This window comes from Kribbella sandramycini, from assembly GCF_013131805.1.
Lineage (GTDB): Bacteria > Actinomycetota > Actinomycetes > Propionibacteriales > Kribbellaceae > Kribbella > Kribbella sandramycini.
The window spans coordinates 469,536-485,959 of the sequence record NZ_JABJRC010000004.1 but is presented as its reverse complement, the minus strand read 5'-3'; the positions used below and the strand labels follow the sequence as shown (position 1 = coordinate 485,959).

11 protein-coding genes are annotated in these 16,424 nt (G+C 69.4%); 8 read left to right on the top strand and 3 right to left on the bottom strand.

The genetic code is table 11. The annotated features are described in order from the left end of the window. Positions 1-33: 33 nt before the first annotated feature. Positions 34-597, bottom strand: a complete 564-nt coding sequence (locus HPO96_RS20475; protein ID WP_202886178.1) for a helix-turn-helix domain-containing protein — start codon at positions 595-597, stop codon at positions 34-36. Positions 598-655: 58 nt separating this feature from the next. Between HPO96_RS20475 and HPO96_RS20470 the strand changes: the two genes are divergently transcribed. The 7 genes from HPO96_RS20470 (at position 656) to HPO96_RS20440 (ending at position 13,042) form a co-directional block, all read left to right on the top strand. Further along, on the top strand, positions 656-1,846 hold the full coding sequence (locus tag HPO96_RS20470; protein WP_171675091.1) for an MFS transporter: 1,191 nt from the start codon (positions 656-658) through the stop codon (positions 1,844-1,846). Between the two features lie 10 nt (positions 1,847-1,856). Then, positions 1,857-3,377 carry a lysine--tRNA ligase gene (gene lysS, locus HPO96_RS20465; protein ID WP_171675090.1) on the top strand — a complete coding sequence of 507 codons (1,521 nt, stop codon included), beginning with the start codon at positions 1,857-1,859 and terminating at the stop codon, positions 3,375-3,377. Positions 3,378-3,603: 226 nt separating this feature from the next. Next, positions 3,604-3,933, top strand: a complete 330-nt coding sequence (locus tag HPO96_RS20460) for a histone-like nucleoid-structuring protein Lsr2 (protein WP_171675089.1) — start codon at positions 3,604-3,606, stop codon at positions 3,931-3,933. A gap of 336 nt (positions 3,934-4,269) precedes the next feature. Beyond that, positions 4,270-6,804 carry an ATP-dependent Clp protease ATP-binding subunit gene (locus HPO96_RS20455; RefSeq protein ID WP_171675088.1) on the top strand — a complete coding sequence of 845 codons (2,535 nt, stop codon included), beginning with the start codon at positions 4,270-4,272 and terminating at the stop codon, positions 6,802-6,804. Between the two features lie 157 nt (positions 6,805-6,961). Beyond that, positions 6,962-9,817 carry an AfsR/SARP family transcriptional regulator gene (locus tag HPO96_RS20450; protein WP_171675087.1) on the top strand — a complete coding sequence of 952 codons (2,856 nt, stop codon included), beginning with the start codon at positions 6,962-6,964 and terminating at the stop codon, positions 9,815-9,817. Positions 9,818-10,120: 303 nt separating this feature from the next. Beyond that, the gene (locus tag HPO96_RS20445; RefSeq protein WP_337796731.1) at positions 10,121-12,025 is read left to right on the top strand and encodes a kinetoplast-associated-like protein; all 1,905 of its coding nucleotides are present in this window, start codon (positions 10,121-10,123) and stop codon (positions 12,023-12,025) included. Positions 12,026-12,097: 72 nt separating this feature from the next. Then, positions 12,098-13,042 (top strand): DivIVA domain-containing protein, encoded by a 945-nt coding sequence (locus HPO96_RS20440; protein ID WP_171675085.1) that lies wholly within the window; start codon positions 12,098-12,100, stop codon positions 13,040-13,042. 302 nt (positions 13,043-13,344) lie between these two features. Here the strand turns inward: HPO96_RS20440 and HPO96_RS20435 are convergent, their stop codons facing one another. After that, positions 13,345-14,271: an A/G-specific adenine glycosylase gene (locus tag HPO96_RS20435; protein ID WP_171675084.1), complete on the bottom strand. Its 927-nt coding sequence runs from the start codon at positions 14,269-14,271 to the stop codon at positions 13,345-13,347. Here HPO96_RS20435 and HPO96_RS20430 point away from each other — a divergent pair. Continuing rightward, on the top strand, positions 14,254-14,907 hold the full coding sequence (locus HPO96_RS20430; RefSeq protein WP_171675083.1) for a hypothetical protein: 654 nt from the start codon (positions 14,254-14,256) through the stop codon (positions 14,905-14,907). The two genes, HPO96_RS20435 and HPO96_RS20430, sit on opposite strands and share 18 nt — an antisense overlap. Here the strand turns inward: HPO96_RS20430 and HPO96_RS20425 are convergent. Next, the gene (locus tag HPO96_RS20425; protein WP_171675082.1) at positions 14,878-16,383 is read right to left on the bottom strand and encodes a DHA2 family efflux MFS transporter permease subunit; all 1,506 of its coding nucleotides are present in this window, start codon (positions 16,381-16,383) and stop codon (positions 14,878-14,880) included. The genes HPO96_RS20430 and HPO96_RS20425 overlap by 30 nt on opposite strands. Positions 16,384-16,424 lie beyond the last annotated feature (41 nt).

Here is a 16,424-nt window from a genome sequence, read left to right as displayed (position 1 = left end):
ATTAGCTGATCCGGGAGGTACATCGGGGGAAGATCAGGGTGTCGGGGACTCCGCGGCCGGTACGACGGCGATCAGCGTGTAGACCGATCTGGTCGCCTCCGGGTGCGCTGCTGCGGTGCGATCCTGGCGAAAGCGGTCGATCACCGCGGACAGCTCGCGGTCCAGCTCCGCGGTCTCCTCACGGGTCAGCCACAGCCGGCTGCGGTTCATCACACTGAGTGAGTACCAGTCGTCATCGGCGGGCAGCTCCTCGAAGCGCTCGAGCACCTGATCGACATTCGACCGCATCATCGCCTGGCTGGCCAGCCGGCCCGCGGTCGTCGACTGGGAGGCGATCTGCAACCCGCTGCCCAGCGCGCGCCACGGCCGCTCGCGGCCGTCGCCGGAGGCCTCGGCGCGCTCGACGATGCCCCAGCGCTCCAGCGCCCGCAAGTGGTAGCTGGTCGCGGACGGCGTCAGCCCGGCCAGCTCGGCGCATTCGGTCGCGGTCAGCACCCGGCCGCTGTAGAGCTCGTCGATGATCACCTGTCGCGCCGGGTGGGCCAGAGCGCGGATCGCCCGCGGGTCCGTCAGCACGACGCGTTCCTTGCTGGCCACGGCGTCAGCGTACCGAAGCTCTTGACCGGCGGGAATCTGAAGCATTAACTTCATAGTTGTGAAGCAAACACTTCAGGTCTCGCTCTGGTCGCATCGCGACATCCGGCTCGTGCTCCCCGGCCGGGCGCTGTCGTACGCCGGGGACGCGGTCGCGCTGGTCGCGCTGATGCTGCGGGTTGCCGAGTACGGCGGGACGCGGGCGGTCATGTTCCTGCTGCTGGCGTTCGCCGTCCCGACCGTCGTGATGATCCCGGTGGCCGGACGGATCGTGGACAGCTACGACTCGCGGCATGTGTTGATCTGCGCGAGCCTGCTGCAGGCGGCGGCCGGAGTCGGGCTCGCATTCAGCAGTGACCTGGCCAGCACGCTGGCGCTGGTCTGTCTGCTGCAGCTGGGGCAGGCGGTCGCCGGACCGTGCTGGGGTGCGTTGGTCCCACGGATCGTTGGCGACGGGTTGGTTGGTCGCGCCACTGGCACCAGCCAGGCATTGATCGGGATTGCCCTGATGGCCGGCTCGGGTGTCGGCGGAGTTCTGGTTGCCTGGGTCGGCGGGCGCGGGGCGCTGCTGGTGAACGCGGCCACCTTCGGTCTGCTCGCAGTGGTGGCGGCTCTGGTCCGCACCAGGCGACGGCCTGAGGTCGGCGTCGTACGAGAGCGTGGTGGTTTCTCGGCGGGGATGCGTTGTCTGTGGGGCGATCCGTTGCTGCGGCTGTTGCTGATCTGCCTGTGGATCTTCGTGCTGGTCGGTGAGGCGGTGAACGTCGCCGAGGTCTTCCTGATCAAGGAGGAGATCGGGCTGGGTCCTGCGGGCTACGGCTGGGTGCTGGCGGTCCAGGGCGGCGGGGCGATCGCCGGTGCGTGGGGGAGCGGCCGGCTGAAGACGTCCGGTGCCCGGGTGCGCGCCGTACTGGCCGGGATGGCGGCGATCGGTGCGGGGATGACGGTGATGGGCCTGGCGAACGGCGTCGTCCTGCTGGTGCTCGGAGCCGCGCTGATGGGCGCGGGCAGCGGTCTGCTGAACGCAGCTACCAGCACGCTGATCGTCACGCGGGTCGCCGAAGCCGTGCGCGGTCGCGCGGTCGCTGCGCTGTCCGGAACGGTCCGGGCCGGCAGCGTGGTCGCGCTGCCCCTCGGTGCGCTGCTGAACGACGTACTCGGGCCGCGGGGCGCGTTCGTGGCGTGCGGGATCGCCTGTCTGTTGCTGGTCCTAGGAACAAAGGATTCGGCTGTCAAGGTGTTGAGTCACTAGCCTTTGCCTCATGACTGACGCACACGTGAACCCGACGAACCCCGACGACGGGCAGGACGACCTGCCCGAGCAGCTGCGGGTCCGCCGGGAGAAGCGTGACCGCCTGCTGGCGGAGGGAGTGCAGCCCTACCCGATCTCCGTGCCCCGGACGCACCTGCTCAAGGAGCTGCGGGCGACGTACGACGCCCAAGAGCTGGAGCCGGACACCAAGACCGGCCTGCAGGTCTCCGTGGTCGGCCGGGTGATCTTCCTGCGCAACACCGGCAAGCTCTGCTTCGTCCGGCTCCGGGAGGGCGACGGGACCGAGCTGCAGGTGATGCTGTCGCTGGCCGACGTCGGCGAGGAGGAGCTGGCCCGCTTCAAGCAGCTGGTCGACATCGGCGACCTGCTGGCGGTGCAGGGCGAGGTCGTGACGAGCCGGCGCGGCGAGCTGTCCGTGCAGGCGACCGGCTGGCAGATGGCGGCCAAGACGCTGCGCCCGCTGCCGAACGAGCACAAGCCGCTCAACGAGGAGGCGCGCGTCCGGCTGCGGTACGTCGACCTGATCGTCCGGCCCGAGGCCCGGGACATGGTCCGGATCAAGGCCGCCGTGCTGAAGTCGCTGCGCGCCACGTACGACGCCCACGACTTCATCGAGGTCGAGACGCCGGTGCTGCAGCTGACCAACGGCGGCGCCGCGGCCCGGCCGTTCAACACGCACCTGAACGCCTTCGACCAGGAGATGAAGCTGCGGATCGCGCTCGAGCTCGATCTCAAGCGCGCGATGATCGGCGGCGTCGACCGGGTCTTCGAGATCGGCCGGACGTTCCGCAACGAGGGGCTGGACTCCACCCATGCCGCGGAATTCTCGATGATCGAGGCGTACCAGGCGTACGGCGATTACGACACGATGGCCGAGCTGATCCAGGAGCTGATCGGTAACGCGGCCCGCGCGATCGGCCGGACGGTCGTCACCGCACGCGACGGTTCGGAGATCGATCTGACCGCGCCGTTCCGGCACGCGACGCTTTTCGGGTTGCTCTCGGAAGCGGTCGGCGAGGCCGTCGATCAGACCACCGACCTGCCCGCGCTGCTGAAGTTGGCCGAGCAGCACGACGTCGAGCTGCAGCCCGGCCGGAATGCCGGCGAGATCGCCGTCGACTTGTTCGAGAAGCTGTGCGAGCACACGCTCATCCAGCCCACCTTTGTGCGTGACTATCCGGAGTCGGCGCGGCCGCTGGCCAAGCCGCACCGGGAAATCCCCGGCCTGGTCGAGGCCTGGGACCTGTTCGTCAACGGCGTCGAACTCGGCGTCGCGTACTCGGAGCTGAACGACCCGGTGATCCAGCGCGATCGCCTGGTGGAGCAGTCGTTGCTGGCCGCGGCCGGCGATCCCGAGGCGATGGAGCTGGACGAGGACTTCCTGCGCGCGATGGAGTTCGGGATGCCGCCGGCCGGCGGTATGGGAATGGGCCTGGACCGGCTGATCATGCTGTACACCGGCGCCGGTATCCGGGAGACGATTCTCTTCCCGTTGCTGCGCCCGGAGTGATCCCGGCGTGTTTTCTTGAACGGGTCGCGACTGCTGCATAGCACAGTCGCGACCCGCTTCATTTCCCGGGGCCTTTCGAATACGTAAGGTCACGAGTCGTCCGCCACATCTATCGGCTCATTCCCCGAGATGAATGACAAGCAGGGTGTTTGTACGGTACAAATCAGGTGCAAACAATTCAGCAGGGGATTGTGCCCGGTGCCGGGCGCGGAAAGGAACGTCATCCATGGCGCAAAGGGTGCAGGTGGTCCTGGAGGACGATCTCGACGGCGGTAAGGCCGACGAGACCGTGACCTTCGGGCTGGACGGGACGACGTACGAGATCGACCTGTCCAAGAAGAACGCCGCCAAACTGCGCGACGCCCTCGCCGGGTACGTCGGCTCGGCCCGCCGGGTCGCCGGTCGCCGCGGCGCCGCCGGACGCGCTCGCGGCCGCGGCCGCTCCGCGTCGGACTCCGCCGACATCCGGGCCTGGGCCAAGGACAACGGCTACGAGGTCAGCGAGCGGGGCCGGATCTCGGCCGAGGTGCGCGCGGCGTACAACGAGGCCAAGTAATTTCACCAGGCTCTTGCGGTCCCGGTACCCTTGGGGTATCGGGACCGTCCGCATTCCGGTTGTTTCAGGATGCGGACATCACGACCGGGCGGTGCCTGACAAGGCAGCCACCAGGAGAAATTCGCTGGTGGCGAACACGCTGTCCGATCGTGGTCAGGCGGGAACACCCTGGAGATCGGTGAGGTTGTTCCCTTGTGATGCCGCCCGGGTGTCCGATCGAACAGTGATTGTTTGTTCGCCCACAGCGAGCTTGTCGGCGCCGGGGACTAGCATGCATGTACGGGGGTCGGCCCACACGGCACGTCCGACTCCTCTGAGGCAAGGAGCGCTTTGGCGATGTTTGAACGATTTACGGACCGCGCCCGTCGGGTAGTCGTCCTGGCTCAGGAAGAGGCCAGGATGCTCAGCCACAACTACATCGGGACCGAGCACATCCTGCTCGGCCTGATCCACGAGGGTGAAGGTGTCGCCGCCAAGGCTCTCGAGAGCCTGGGAATTTCGCTCGAGGCCGTCCGCTCGCAGGTCGAGGAGATCATCGGCCAGGGGCAGCAGGCACCGAGCGGGCACATCCCGTTCACCCCCCGCGCCAAGAAGGTGCTGGAGCTCTCCCTGCGCGAGGCCCTGCAACTGGGCCACAACTACATCGGCACCGAGCACATCCTGCTCGGCCTCATCCGCGAGGGTGAGGGTGTCGCAGCGCAGGTCCTGGTCAAACTCGGCGCGGATCTGAACAAGGTCCGGCAGCAGGTCATCCAGCTGCTGAGCGGGTACCAGGGCAAGGAGCCGACCACCGCCGGCGGCGCCACCACCGAGGGGGCGCCGAGCAGCTCCCTGGTGCTCGACCAGTTCGGCCGGAACTACACCCAGTCCGCCCGCGAGGCGAAACTCGACCCGGTGATCGGCCGGGAGACCGAGATCGAGCGGGTCATGCAGGTGCTGTCCCGGCGGACCAAGAACAACCCCGTCCTGATCGGCGAGCCGGGGGTCGGCAAGACCGCGATCGTGGAGGGTCTGGCTCAGCAGATCGTCCGCGGTGACGTCCCGGAGACGCTCAAGGACAAGCAGATCTACTCCCTCGACCTCGGCGCCCTGGTGGCCGGTTCCCGCTACCGCGGTGACTTCGAGGAGCGCCTGAAGAAGGTGCTGAAGGAGATCCGCACCCGCGGTGACATCGTGTTGTTCATCGACGAGATCCACACCCTCGTCGGGGCCGGCGCGGCCGAGGGCGCGATCGACGCGGCGAGTATCCTGAAGCCGATGCTGGCCCGCGGCGAGCTGCAGACCATCGGCGCCACCACCCTCGACGAGTACCGCAAGTACGTCGAGAAGGACGCCGCGCTGGAGCGCCGCTTCCAGCCGATCCAGGTGGCCGAGCCCTCGATCGCGCACACGATCGAGATCCTCAAGGGGCTGCGCGACCGCTACGAGGCGCACCACCGGGTGACGATCACCGACGCCGCCCTGGTGAACGCCGCCCAGATGGCCGACCGGTACATCTCCGACCGCTTCCTGCCGGACAAGGCGATCGACCTGATCGACGAGGCCGGCGCCCGGTTGCGGATCCGCCGGATGACCGCCCCGCCGGACCTGCGCGAGTTCGACGAGAAGATCGCGAACGTGCGCCGGGAGAAGGAGTCGGCGATCGACGCGCAGGACTTCGAGCGCGCCGCGGGGCTCCGCGACGACGAGAAGAAACTGATCAACGCGAAGGCCGAGCGCGAGAAGCAGTGGAAGGCCGGCGACATGGATGTCGTCGCCGAGGTCGACGAGGAGCTGATCGCCGAGGTGCTCAGCACCGCGACCGGTATCCCCGTCTTCAAGCTGACCGAGGAGGAGTCCTCGCGGCTGCTCGACATGGAGAAGGTGCTGCACAAGCAGTACATCGGCCAGGAGGACGCGGTGAAGGCGCTGTCGCGCTCGATCCGGCGGACGCGCGCCGGTCTGAAGGACCCGCGCCGCCCGAGCGGCTCGTTCATCTTCGCCGGCCCGTCCGGTGTCGGTAAGACCGAGCTGTCGAAGGTGCTGACCGAGTTCCTGTTCGGCGACCAGAACGCGCTGATCAGCCTCGACATGTCGGAGTACTCGGAGAAGCACACGGCCTCCCGGCTGTTCGGCTCGCCTCCTGGGTACGTCGGCTACGAAGAGGGCGGCCAGCTGACCGAGAAGGTCCGCCGCAAGCCGTTCTCGGTGGTGCTGTTCGACGAGGTCGAGAAGGCGCACCCGGATATCTTCAACTCGCTGCTGCAGATCCTGGACGAAGGTCGCCTGACCGACGCCCAGGGCCGGGTGGTCGACTTCAAGAACACGGTCATCATCATGACCACGAACCTCGGCACCAAGGACATCTCGCGGGGCAGCCTCGGCTTCTCCCAGGGTGGCGACGGCCAGGGCTCGTACGACCGGATGAAGTCGAAGGTGACGGAGGAGCTCAAGCAGCACTTCCGCCCGGAGTTCCTGAACCGCGTCGACGAGATCGTGGTCTTCCGCCAGCACAGCAAGGACGACATCGTGAAGATCGTCGACCTGATGCTGACCCAGGTGGAGGAGCGGCTCAAGGACAAGGACATGGGGATCGAGCTCACGCCGGCGGCGAAGGCACTGGTCGCCGACCGCGGGTTCGACCCGGTGATGGGCGCTCGCCCGCTGCGTCGCGCGCTGCAGCGCGACGTGGAGGACGTGCTGGCCGAGAAGATCCTGTTCGGGGAGCTGCGTCCCGGCCAGATCGTTCTGGTCGACGTCGCCCCCGAGGGCACCGTGAACGAAGACGGTCTGCGCGAGTACTTCACCTTCACCGGAACGCCGAAGGCCGGCGCGTCCGACCTGGAGCTGACGGATCTGGCCGCCGGTGGCACCGGCGTCCAGGACTCGTAAGACCCGGTAAGTAGTAAAAGGCCCCACACTCCGGTGTGGGGCCTTTTGCGTGTCCCGATTCGCGGGTTTTCCCGCACACGATCGGCAAGGTATTCGATCCTGATCGAAAGGTGTCCGGATTCGCGCGGCGCGACTCGGTCGCTCCTACACTGCGAATATGCCGTCGGGGCTCCGGATCGATCTGCTCGGACCGCTTGCGGTCCGCAGCGGTCCGGCTGACGTGTCCGTGGGCCCGTTACGGCAGCAGGCGATGTTCGCGGTGCTCGCGCTGAATGCCGATCGGGTGCTGACCCCGGAGCAGTTGCTCGACCTGGTCTGGGACGACGACCCGCCGCCGAGCGGGATCAAGGTCGTCCCGACCTACGTCTACCGGATCCGCAAGGCGCTACCGGACGACGTCCGCCTGGAACGGACAACAGCCGGGTACATCCTCCGACTCGATCCGGGCGTGCTGGATCTGGAGCGCTTCGAGACCGCCATCGCCGCGGCCGGTCGGGTCGACGAGCCGGAGCAGGCGCTCGCGATACACGACGAGGCGCTCGCGCTGTTCCGCGGGCAGCCCCTGAGCGGGCTGCCCGGGCAGTACCTGGCCGGCCAGCGCCGCCGGATCGCGGAGCGCCGGGAGAAGGCGCTCGGCGCCCGCATCGAGTTGCAGCTCGCTGCTGGGCGGCACGTCGAGGCCATCCCGGAGCTGATCGGTCTGGTCGCCGACCATCCGTTCGACGAGCGCTTCGCTGTTCTGCTGATGAACGCGCTCGCCGGGAGCGGCCGACAGGCCGAGGCACTCGACACCTACCAGCGCGTCCGCCGGACCCTCGTCGAGCAGCTCGGTATCGAGCCCGGCCCGGAGCTGCGCGCCGCCCAAGAGGCTTTGTTGCGCGTTGATCCGGCTCCGCCGCTCGTTCGCAACGAGCTGCCGTACGGCGGTGCCGCGTTCGCCGGGCGGTCGACCGAGCTTGCCCAGGTGGTGACCGCGCTGCGACCCGGTCAAGGTTCCGCGCCGCCGGTCCTGGCGATCGACGGGATGGCTGGGATCGGCAAGACCACGCTCGCGGTCCAGGCCGGGCATCAGCTGGCGACGCACTATCCGGATGGTCAGCTGTTCGTCGATCTGCACGGCCACACACCCGGCCGGGAGCCGCTGGGGAGCGAGGCGGCGATCGACCATTTGTTGCGCGGCATCGGCGTACCGGCGGAGAAGATTCCGCACTGCCTCGAAGATCGGTACGCGTTGTGGCGATCGCGATCCGCGCGGTTGCGGCTGCTCGTCATCCTGGACAACGCGCCGGACGCCGAGACCGTGCGGAAATTGTTGCCGGGGGCACCTGAATGCGCGGTGCTGGTGACCAGCCGGCGGCTGCTCGTCGAGCTGGATGCCAAGCGGCGTTTGGGGCTTGGGCTGCTGCCGATGGAAGACGCGGTCGAGCTGCTCACTGAGCTGGCCGGTCCGGGGCGTGGTGACCAGACTGCCGTCCAGGAGCTGGCTGAGCTGTGTGGCCGGTTGCCGTTGGCGCTGCGGATCGCGGGTGCCCGGTTGCGGCACCGGCCCGCCTGGACAGTCGAGCATCTCAATCAGCGGCTGCAGGGTTCGCGCCGGCTGCGTGAGCTGGACGGCGACGCGAACGGCGTCCGGACGGCGTTCGCCGTGTCGTACGAGCATCTGCTCGCGGAGCAGGCTCAGCTGTTCAGTTGCCTGGGGCTCGTTCCTGGTAAAGATTTCGACGCCGCAGCCGCCGCTGCGCTCGCTGGGCTCGCGCCGGTCGATGCTGAGCAGCTGCTGGACCAGCTCGTCGATGCCTCCCTGCTGCTTGAGCTGCGGCCGGGGCGGTTCGAGTTCCACGACCTGTTGCGTGGGTACGCCGCTGAGGTCGCGGAGCCGGGCGACGGCGTACTGCGGCTCATCGAGCACTACCTGGCCGTCGGCGGCGCCGAGCTGGGTCCGGCCTGGGCTGACCTGGAGCGAGCGAATCTCCTGGCCTGCTTGGATGTTGCGGCCACCCAGGAGTGGGACGACGCCGTCGTCCGGCTGGCGTTGGTGCTTGCGCCGTACCTGCACACGCGTGGCCGGCTGGATGAGATCGACCATGTGCTGACAGCTGGACTGGCGGCGGCCGCGCGTGCGGAGGACGCTGAGCGTGAGGCTCGGCTGCTCTACCTGCAAGGGCACATCTGGCAGTTCCGGTGCGGCGGGGACAAAGGCGTGACAGACCTCCGTCGAGCGGCCGAGCTGGCGCCGGACAGCGCTCCGGAGCTGCAGGCCCGCATCTTCGGGTCGCTCGGCTACACGCTGGGCACGCAGGAGCCGGCGTCCGACCACAGTGAGCTGCTGCGGACGTCGTTGCGCCTCGGTCAGCTCGCCGGGGACATGCGCGTGGTGATCGAGACGCTCGGTCGGCTTGCTGCGCTGGCAGTGCGGCAGCAGGAGTTCACCCGTGCACTCGAGTACTACGAACGTGCGCTCGACCTGGCCCGTGAGCTGGGTGATGAGCGCCTCGAACCCGAACTGTTGAACGGCATCGCTGTGTGCCGGTTGGCCGAAGACGAGCCGCTTCCGGCGCTGGATGCGACTCGGGCTGCGCAGCGGCTCGCAGCGGAGCATTCACTCGACTTCTCACTGAGCTACGCGCTTTGTCACCAGGGCGAGGCCTACCGGCGGATGGGGCGGACCAAGCTCGCTGTCGAGATCCACGAGCAGGCGCTGACGCTGGCGATCGAGAACTGCACGCATCTGGATGAGATCGACGCACGCCTCCACCTGGCCCGCAGTCTGCGTACGGCACGGCAGGCCGAGGCGGCAACGGCGCAGTACGACTTGGCGCTCCGGCTCTCCCAGGACGGGCAGCACACTCCGGGCATGGTCGAAGCGCTGACCGGCCTCGCCGACTGCACGCCGGACCGGGTCCGCGCCGGCCGGCTGCTGCGCCAGGCGCACGCCCAGGCCGCCGGGTCGGGGCACGCGGCGCTGGCCGCTCGGGTCGAGCGACGGCTGACGCCGACCGCGCTGCCGAGCTGAGCGCCACCAGTTGGACGCGGTTTGCCCGTAATGCGGACGCTGTGGTCATTACCGTCCGTGAGCTGATGCGGGGATTCGGCGGTCTTTCCAGGCCGGATGTCACAGCCTGTGCGTACTGGGAAAAGGCAGTTACCTCGCGGCCTGGTATCGCGTTGTAACGCTGTGACCACGTTGATCGGACCCGGACTGTCGGAAAGGGGGCCGGGGATGGAATCATCTCGTCGCATGGACGCGCCGCGTCTGCCGCTGACCCAGGAACCGGTCGCTGACACCGGTTCCTTTGGCGTGCGGCAAGCAGGCGGAGTGCTCGAGCGCGCGCAGCGGATCGCGGACACCCTGCGCGAACAAGCGGAGTACGAGAACGACCTCGCCCGCGACGAAGCAGAGCGCGTCCGCACCGAGAACGAGCAGCTCCGGGCCACGGCCGAGGCGGCCGCGCAGAAGCTGCGCGCCGACGCGACGTCGTCCGCGCAACGCCTGCTGAACGACGCCGAGCGCGCGGCCGAGCAGCTGCGCGCCGAGTCCGAAGCCGAGGCCGAGCGCGTTCGCGCCGCCGCGGAGGAGGCGGCCGAGCAGCTGCAGACCGAGTCCACGGCCGAGGCTGAGCGGGTCCGCCGGGAGGCGGCCGAAGCCGCAGCGAAGCTGCAGGCGGAGTCGACCACCGAGGCCGAGCGGGTACGGCATGAGGCGACCACGACCGCCGAGCGGCTGAAGGCGAGTTCGGAGAGCGCGGCCGAGCAGCTGCGGGCGACCGTGGCCGACGAGATCGCGAAGCGGCGGGCCGAGACCGAGACCGCCGTCGAGCAGTTGCGCACCGAGAGCCAGGCGACCGCCGACCGGCTGCGTGCCGACTCCCAGGCCGCGGCCGACCGCCGGATCGCGGCGGCCGAGGCCGAAGCCGGCCGATTGAAAGAAGAGGCCGACGACCTGCTGGCGGAGGCGCGCCGGGTCCGCGAGGCCGCCGAGCAGATGGTCGATCGGGCCGGCCGCGAAGCGCAGCAGCTGGTCGCGGACGCCGGGGAGCAGGCGGCGCTGGTGTCGCAGGCCGCCGTCCGCAACGAGGCCGAGCTGATCCAGCGCGCCGAGTCCGAAGCGGGTGATCTGCGGGCCGCCGTCGAGCTCGAGGTCGAGGCCGCGCGGGAGAAGTCGCGGGCCCAGATCGCCGAGGCACATGCCGAGATCGAGCGGCTCCGCGGCGAGAACCGGACGGAGCTGGAGCGCCGGACGGCGGAGCTGGAGGAGACCGAGCGGGCCAAGCTGGCCGCGATCTCCCTCGAGGTGGACAAGCTGCGCGCCGAGGCGGTCGCCGAGCTGGCCGAGCGCAAGGCCGAGGCCGAGCTGGCCAACGAGCAGCTGATGGCCGACGCCCGCGCCCAGGCCAAGCTGGTCGTCGACTCGATCGAGGCCGACCGGCGAGCGGCCACCGGCGAGGCGCAGCGGATCGTCGACGACGCGAACAAGGCGGCCGAGACGGCGCTCGCCGAGGCCGAGAAGCAGACGCTGTGGAGCAAGAAGACCGTCGACGACCTGATCGGCGCCGCCGAGTCCGAGGCGCAGTCGATCCGGGAGCGGGCCGCCGCCGAGGCGACCGAGCTGCTCCGGCAGAAGCGCGCGCATCTGCGCCGTGTGGTCGGTCGCTCGACCAGCCGGCTCAAGCAAACCCAGGAAGCGATCGCCAAGGAGAACGCCGAGCTCACCGAGCTCGCCGAGACCACGCTGACGACGGCGTCCGAGCAGGCGGAGGCGATGCTGACCGCCGCGCGGGCCGAGGCGGCCAAGGTGACCGTCCAGGCGCAGACCAAGGTCGATCGGCAGAAGCTCGCGGCGGAGACCGAGGCCAAGGAGATCGTCGAGCGGGCCAAGCGCCGCGAGACCGAGGCGCAGGCCGGCGTCCAGGTGCTGCGCGAGCGCGCGGCCAACGATCTGGCCGACGCGCAACGCCAGTCGCACGAGCTGATTCGCAAGTCCCGCGCCGAGGCGCAGCAGCTGGAGGCCCAGGCCCGCGAACACGCGGACGAGCTGCGCGCCCAAGCCCGTAAACTTCTCGCCGATGCCGAGGCGAGAGTCGCGGCTCTGAACCAGCGTCGCGACGAGATCACCAAGGAGCTCACCCAGCTTTCGGGGGTGATCGAGGCACTCGCTGTACCGGGGTTCCGCCCAGGTGGTGGAATGTCCTCCAGTGAAGGTTCCACGGGGGAATCAGGATGAGGACGTGACAGTCAGATCCTTGTCAGTGACAATGTGTGATCCACCCACCCATCGAAGTGAGTATCGGAAAACATGAGCAGTGAAAGCCCAACCCCGTTCCGTACCGTTCTGCGTGGCTACGAGCCCGCTCAGGTGGACCAGCACATCCGTGAGCTGACCACCTCGCTGACCGCGCTGCAGCAGCAGTCCGAGCAGCTCCAGCGGCACGTCCAGGAGCTGCAGCAGCGCACGGACGCCGCGGAATCGGCCGTCATCTCCGCCCAGGAGGACAACAAGGACCGTGCCCCGACGTTCACCGAGTTCGGTGAGCGGGTGGCGAAGATCCTGTCGCTGGCCGACGACGAGGCCCGTGACCTGGTGACCCGTGCGCGCACGGACGCCGAGGCGATCGTGGCCGACGCCGAGGTGCACTCGAAGAAGGTGCGCAAGGAGGCCGAGCAGTACTCCCTCGACTGGAAGAGCGAGGTCGACGCGGAGGCGGCTCGCATCCTCGAGGAGGCCCGCACGCAGGCCGACGACATGCGCGACGAGGCCGAGCGCGACGCGACCGCGCGCCGTAGCGAGGCCCAGGCCCTCTACGAGCAGGAGCGCGCCAAGTCCGCGCAGGCCGCGGCCGCCTTCGAGACCACCCTGGCCGAGCGCCGCGGCAAGGTCGAGCAGGAGTTCGCCGCGCGGACGGCGCTGGCCGAGCAGCAGCTGGCCGCCGTCACCGACCGCGCCGCCCAGGTGCAGCGCGAGGCCGACCGGGCCCGCTCCGAGGCCGAGCGCCTGGCCCAGCAGCAGCTGGCCGACGCGAACCGTCAGGCCCAGGAGATCGTTGCCGCCGCCAAGGACAAGAGCGAGCGCATCCGCGCCGAGTCCGAGCGTGAGCTCGCGGCCGCGACCCAGCGTCGCGACAGCATCAACGCGCAGCTGACCAACGTCCGCCAGATGCTGGCGACGCTGTCCGGCTCCCCCGCGATGCCGCTCGACCTGCTCGCCGACGACGAAGAAGTGGACGCCGGCAAGAAGAACTGAAGCACTCCGTAAAAGGCCGGCCCGAACCCCTCGGGCCGGCCTTTCGCTTGCCCCCACTCCGCCGTTTGCCTAGCTGACCCAGGGGGTCGCGGGAGGGCCCATCGCCTGCGGCTGGCCCACCCCTCGTTTGCCTGGCCGGCCCAGGCCGGCGGGGAGGCGGATCGCCGGTAGCTGGTCCGCCTCTCGTTTGCCTAGCTGGCCCGGGGCTTGAGGGGAGGGCCCATCGCCTGCGGCTGGCCCACCCCTCGTTTGCCTGGCCGGCCCAGCAAAGGCCTGGGCTGACCCAGCAAATGGGGGAGGGGTCAGGCGGGGAGGCGGTAGTGGTTGTGGGGGAGGGGTTCGACGAGGCCGTCGGCTACCAGGCCGTCGAGGGCTCGTTCGCGTTGCGGGGCGTCGGGCCAGGTGGCGTCGAGCTGGGGTTTGGGGACTGGGGTGGTGGAGGCGCGGAGGACGGCTAGGAGGCGGCCGCGGGCTTGGCGGTCGGTGCCTTCGTAGGTTTGACCGCGGCGGGGCGGGCCGTCGTACGGCGGTGAGCCGGCCAGGACCCAGGCGCACTGGCGGCGGATCGGGCAGTCGGCGCAGCGCGGGGTGCGGGCGGTGCAGATCAGGGCGCCGAGCTCCATGGAGGCGACGGCCCAGCGGGCAGCGGTCGGCTCGTCGGCGGGGAGAGCCGCGACGGCCAGGCGCTGGTCGGCCGCGGTGGGGGAGATGGTGGGCTGGGCGACGCCGGTGAGGGCGCGGGCGAGCACCCGGCGAACGTTGGTGTCGACGACGGCGTGCCGCTGGCCGAAGGCGAACGAGGCGATGGCCGCGGCGGTGTACGTGCCGACGCCGGGCAGCGCGAGCAGGTCGGCGTGATCGGACGGCACCTCGCCGCCGTGCCGCTCCACGATCGCCTGTGCGGCCGCGTGCAGCCGCAGCGCGCGCCGAGGGTAGCCGAGCCGGTCCCAGGCTCGTACGGCCTCTCCTGGCGGCTCTGCGGCCAGGTCAGCCGGCGTCGGCCACCGCTCCAGCCAGCGCTCGTACGCCGGGAGCACGCGCGCGACCGGCGTCTGCTGCAACATGAACTCGCTGACCATGACCGCCCAGGGGCTCGCGGCGGGGTCGCGCCAGGGCAGCACGCGCGCATTGGCGTCGTACCACTGCAGAACGGGGGCATGGAGCGGCGAGCCTGACTGGTGGAGCACAGCCCCGATCTTAAGATGCCAAGCATGAGCAGCCTGCTCCATCCGGTCGGGCACCTGCCCGCCAGCGTGTACTGGTTCCGTCGCGGACTGGTCCTCGCGGTCTTGGCGCTGCTCTTCTTCCTGGTCCTCCGGCTGGTGCCCGGTGGTGACGACCCGAAGAACTCCGCGGCGGCCGGCCCGCAGCCGAGCGAGACGCCGTCGGCCAAGTCGAGTGACAAACCGACGCCGAAGCCGACCGAGAAGACCACGACGAAACCGACGGCGAAGGCGTCCAGCACACCCCCGCCGAAGGACGTCGAGTGCTCCAGCTCGAACGTCCGCGTCGACGTCCAGCCCGCCGTCCGCCGGATCGCCTCGGGCGCCACGCTCAACTTCCTGGTCAAACTCGACGCGGTTTCCGGCGAGTGCAAGGCCGCCGTCGACGCCGACTCGCTCACCGTCACGGTCACCTCGGGGACCGACCAGATCTGGACGTCGGCCCATTGCGGTAAGGCGATCCAGCGCGCCACCCTGGTTGTTGCCAAGGGCAAGCAGGGTGTCAGTACCGTGGCCTGGAACGGGTTCCGGTCCGGCCCCGGCTGCCTTCCTGGTCAGCCGGTGGCCAAACCGGGCACCTACGTCGTCAAGGCCGAGTTCTCCGGCCGCGAGTCAGCCGCGCAGGCCTTCCAGATCTCCTGATTGCGGCTGTGCCGCCCGGCGTACCGGCTTGGTGAACAGCAGTGCCGCGACCAGGCCGATCAACAGGACGCCGGCCGGCAGCAGCAACGACTGCGCCATCGCATCGCTGAACCCCTGCTGCAGCGCCGGCGGTAGCTGACCGCCGATGGCCGCGCCTTCGCTCGCCCCGGCGCCGCCCGGCATCGCGGGCAGGTTGTGCGCCAACCGTGACTCCATCAGTACGGCGATGCCCGCACTGCCCAGCACGGCGCCGACCTGCCGGGTCGTGTTGTAGACGCCCGCGCCCGCACCGGCCTGATGCAACGGAAGGTTCCGCGTCGCGGTGCTCCCGAGTGGCGCCCACATGAACCCGTTCGCGACGCCCATCAATGCCATCGGCAACAACAGCTGCCAGATCGGCAGCTCCGGCGAGATGATCCGGCTCAGCCAGAACAGGGCGCCCACCTCGCACAGCAGACCGAACCCGGCGATGTACCGCGGTGGCGTCGTGTCGACCAGCCGGCCGACGAACGGCGCGAGTACGCCGGAGATGACCGCCATCGGCGCGAGCAGCAACGCGGCCTCGGTCGGGCTCAATCCACGCACCGCCTGTGCGTACAGCATCAACGGGAACGCCAGCGCGGTCACCGCGAACCCGACCGTGGTGATCGAAATGTTCGCGAGCGAGAAGTTCCGGTCCCGGAAAAGGGCCAAGGGCAACAATGGCTCCGTGCGGTTCCGCGCCTGCCAGAACACGAACAGCGCGAGCACCGCGACGCCGGCGATGATCAGCGACCAGACCGAGATCGGCCCGCGGATCGTGCCCCAGTCGTACTTCTGGCCCTCCTGGATGCCGAACACCAGCAGGAACAGGCCGATCGTGCTCAGCGCGACCCCGAGCAGGTCGAACTTGTGCCGCTGGGTCGGCAGATCCGGCACCAGCCGGAGCGCGAGGACGAAACCGATCAGACCGACCGGGATGTTGACGAAGAAGATCCACTGCCAGCCCAGCCCGTCGACCAGCACCCCGCCGAGGATCGGCCCGACCAGGATGGCGACCCCGGCCGTCGCGCCCCACAGGCTCATCGCCTTACCGCGCTGGTCCGGCGGGAAGACCCGGGTGATCACCGCCATCGTCTGCGGTGTCACCATCGACGCGCCGAGCCCCTGGATCACCCGCGCCACGATCAGCATCGCGATCGACGACGTCAGCCCGCACCACAACGACGCCAGCGTGAACACCGTCAGCCCGGTCAGGTACATCTTCTTCGGCCCGACCCGATCCCCCAACCGCCCGGTCACCAGCAACGGCACCGCATACGCGAGCAGATACGCGCTCGTCACCCAGATCACATTGCCGACATCGGTCCCGAAATCGGCCAGGATCGCCGGCGTCGCCACCGACACGATCGTCGAGTCGACCAGGATCATGAAGAACCCCACGACCAGCGCCCACAACGCCGGCCACGGCCTCACTTCTGCTTGCGCGGATGCCATGCCAGGAGCATTGAATACATCGAATACAAATGCAAGTGGCC

Coding starts and splice junctions, on each gene's coding strand:
- lysS (WP_171675090.1), top strand. CDS start 1,857: ATGACTGACGCACACGTGAACCCGACGAACCCCGACGACGGGCAGGAC.
- HPO96_RS20460 (WP_171675089.1), top strand. CDS start 3,604: ATGGCGCAAAGGGTGCAGGTGGTCCTGGAGGACGATCTCGACGGCGGT.
- HPO96_RS20455 (WP_171675088.1), top strand. CDS start 4,270: ATGTTTGAACGATTTACGGACCGCGCCCGTCGGGTAGTCGTCCTGGCT.
- HPO96_RS20450 (WP_171675087.1), top strand. CDS start 6,962: ATGCCGTCGGGGCTCCGGATCGATCTGCTCGGACCGCTTGCGGTCCGC.
- HPO96_RS20440 (WP_171675085.1), top strand. CDS start 12,098: ATGAGCAGTGAAAGCCCAACCCCGTTCCGTACCGTTCTGCGTGGCTAC.
- HPO96_RS20430 (WP_171675083.1), top strand. CDS start 14,254: ATGAGCAGCCTGCTCCATCCGGTCGGGCACCTGCCCGCCAGCGTGTAC.
- HPO96_RS20435 (WP_171675084.1), bottom strand. CDS start 14,271: ATGGAGCAGGCTGCTCATGCTTGGCATCTTAAGATCGGGGCTGTGCTC.
- HPO96_RS20425 (WP_171675082.1), bottom strand. CDS start 16,383: ATGGCATCCGCGCAAGCAGAAGTGAGGCCGTGGCCGGCGTTGTGGGCG.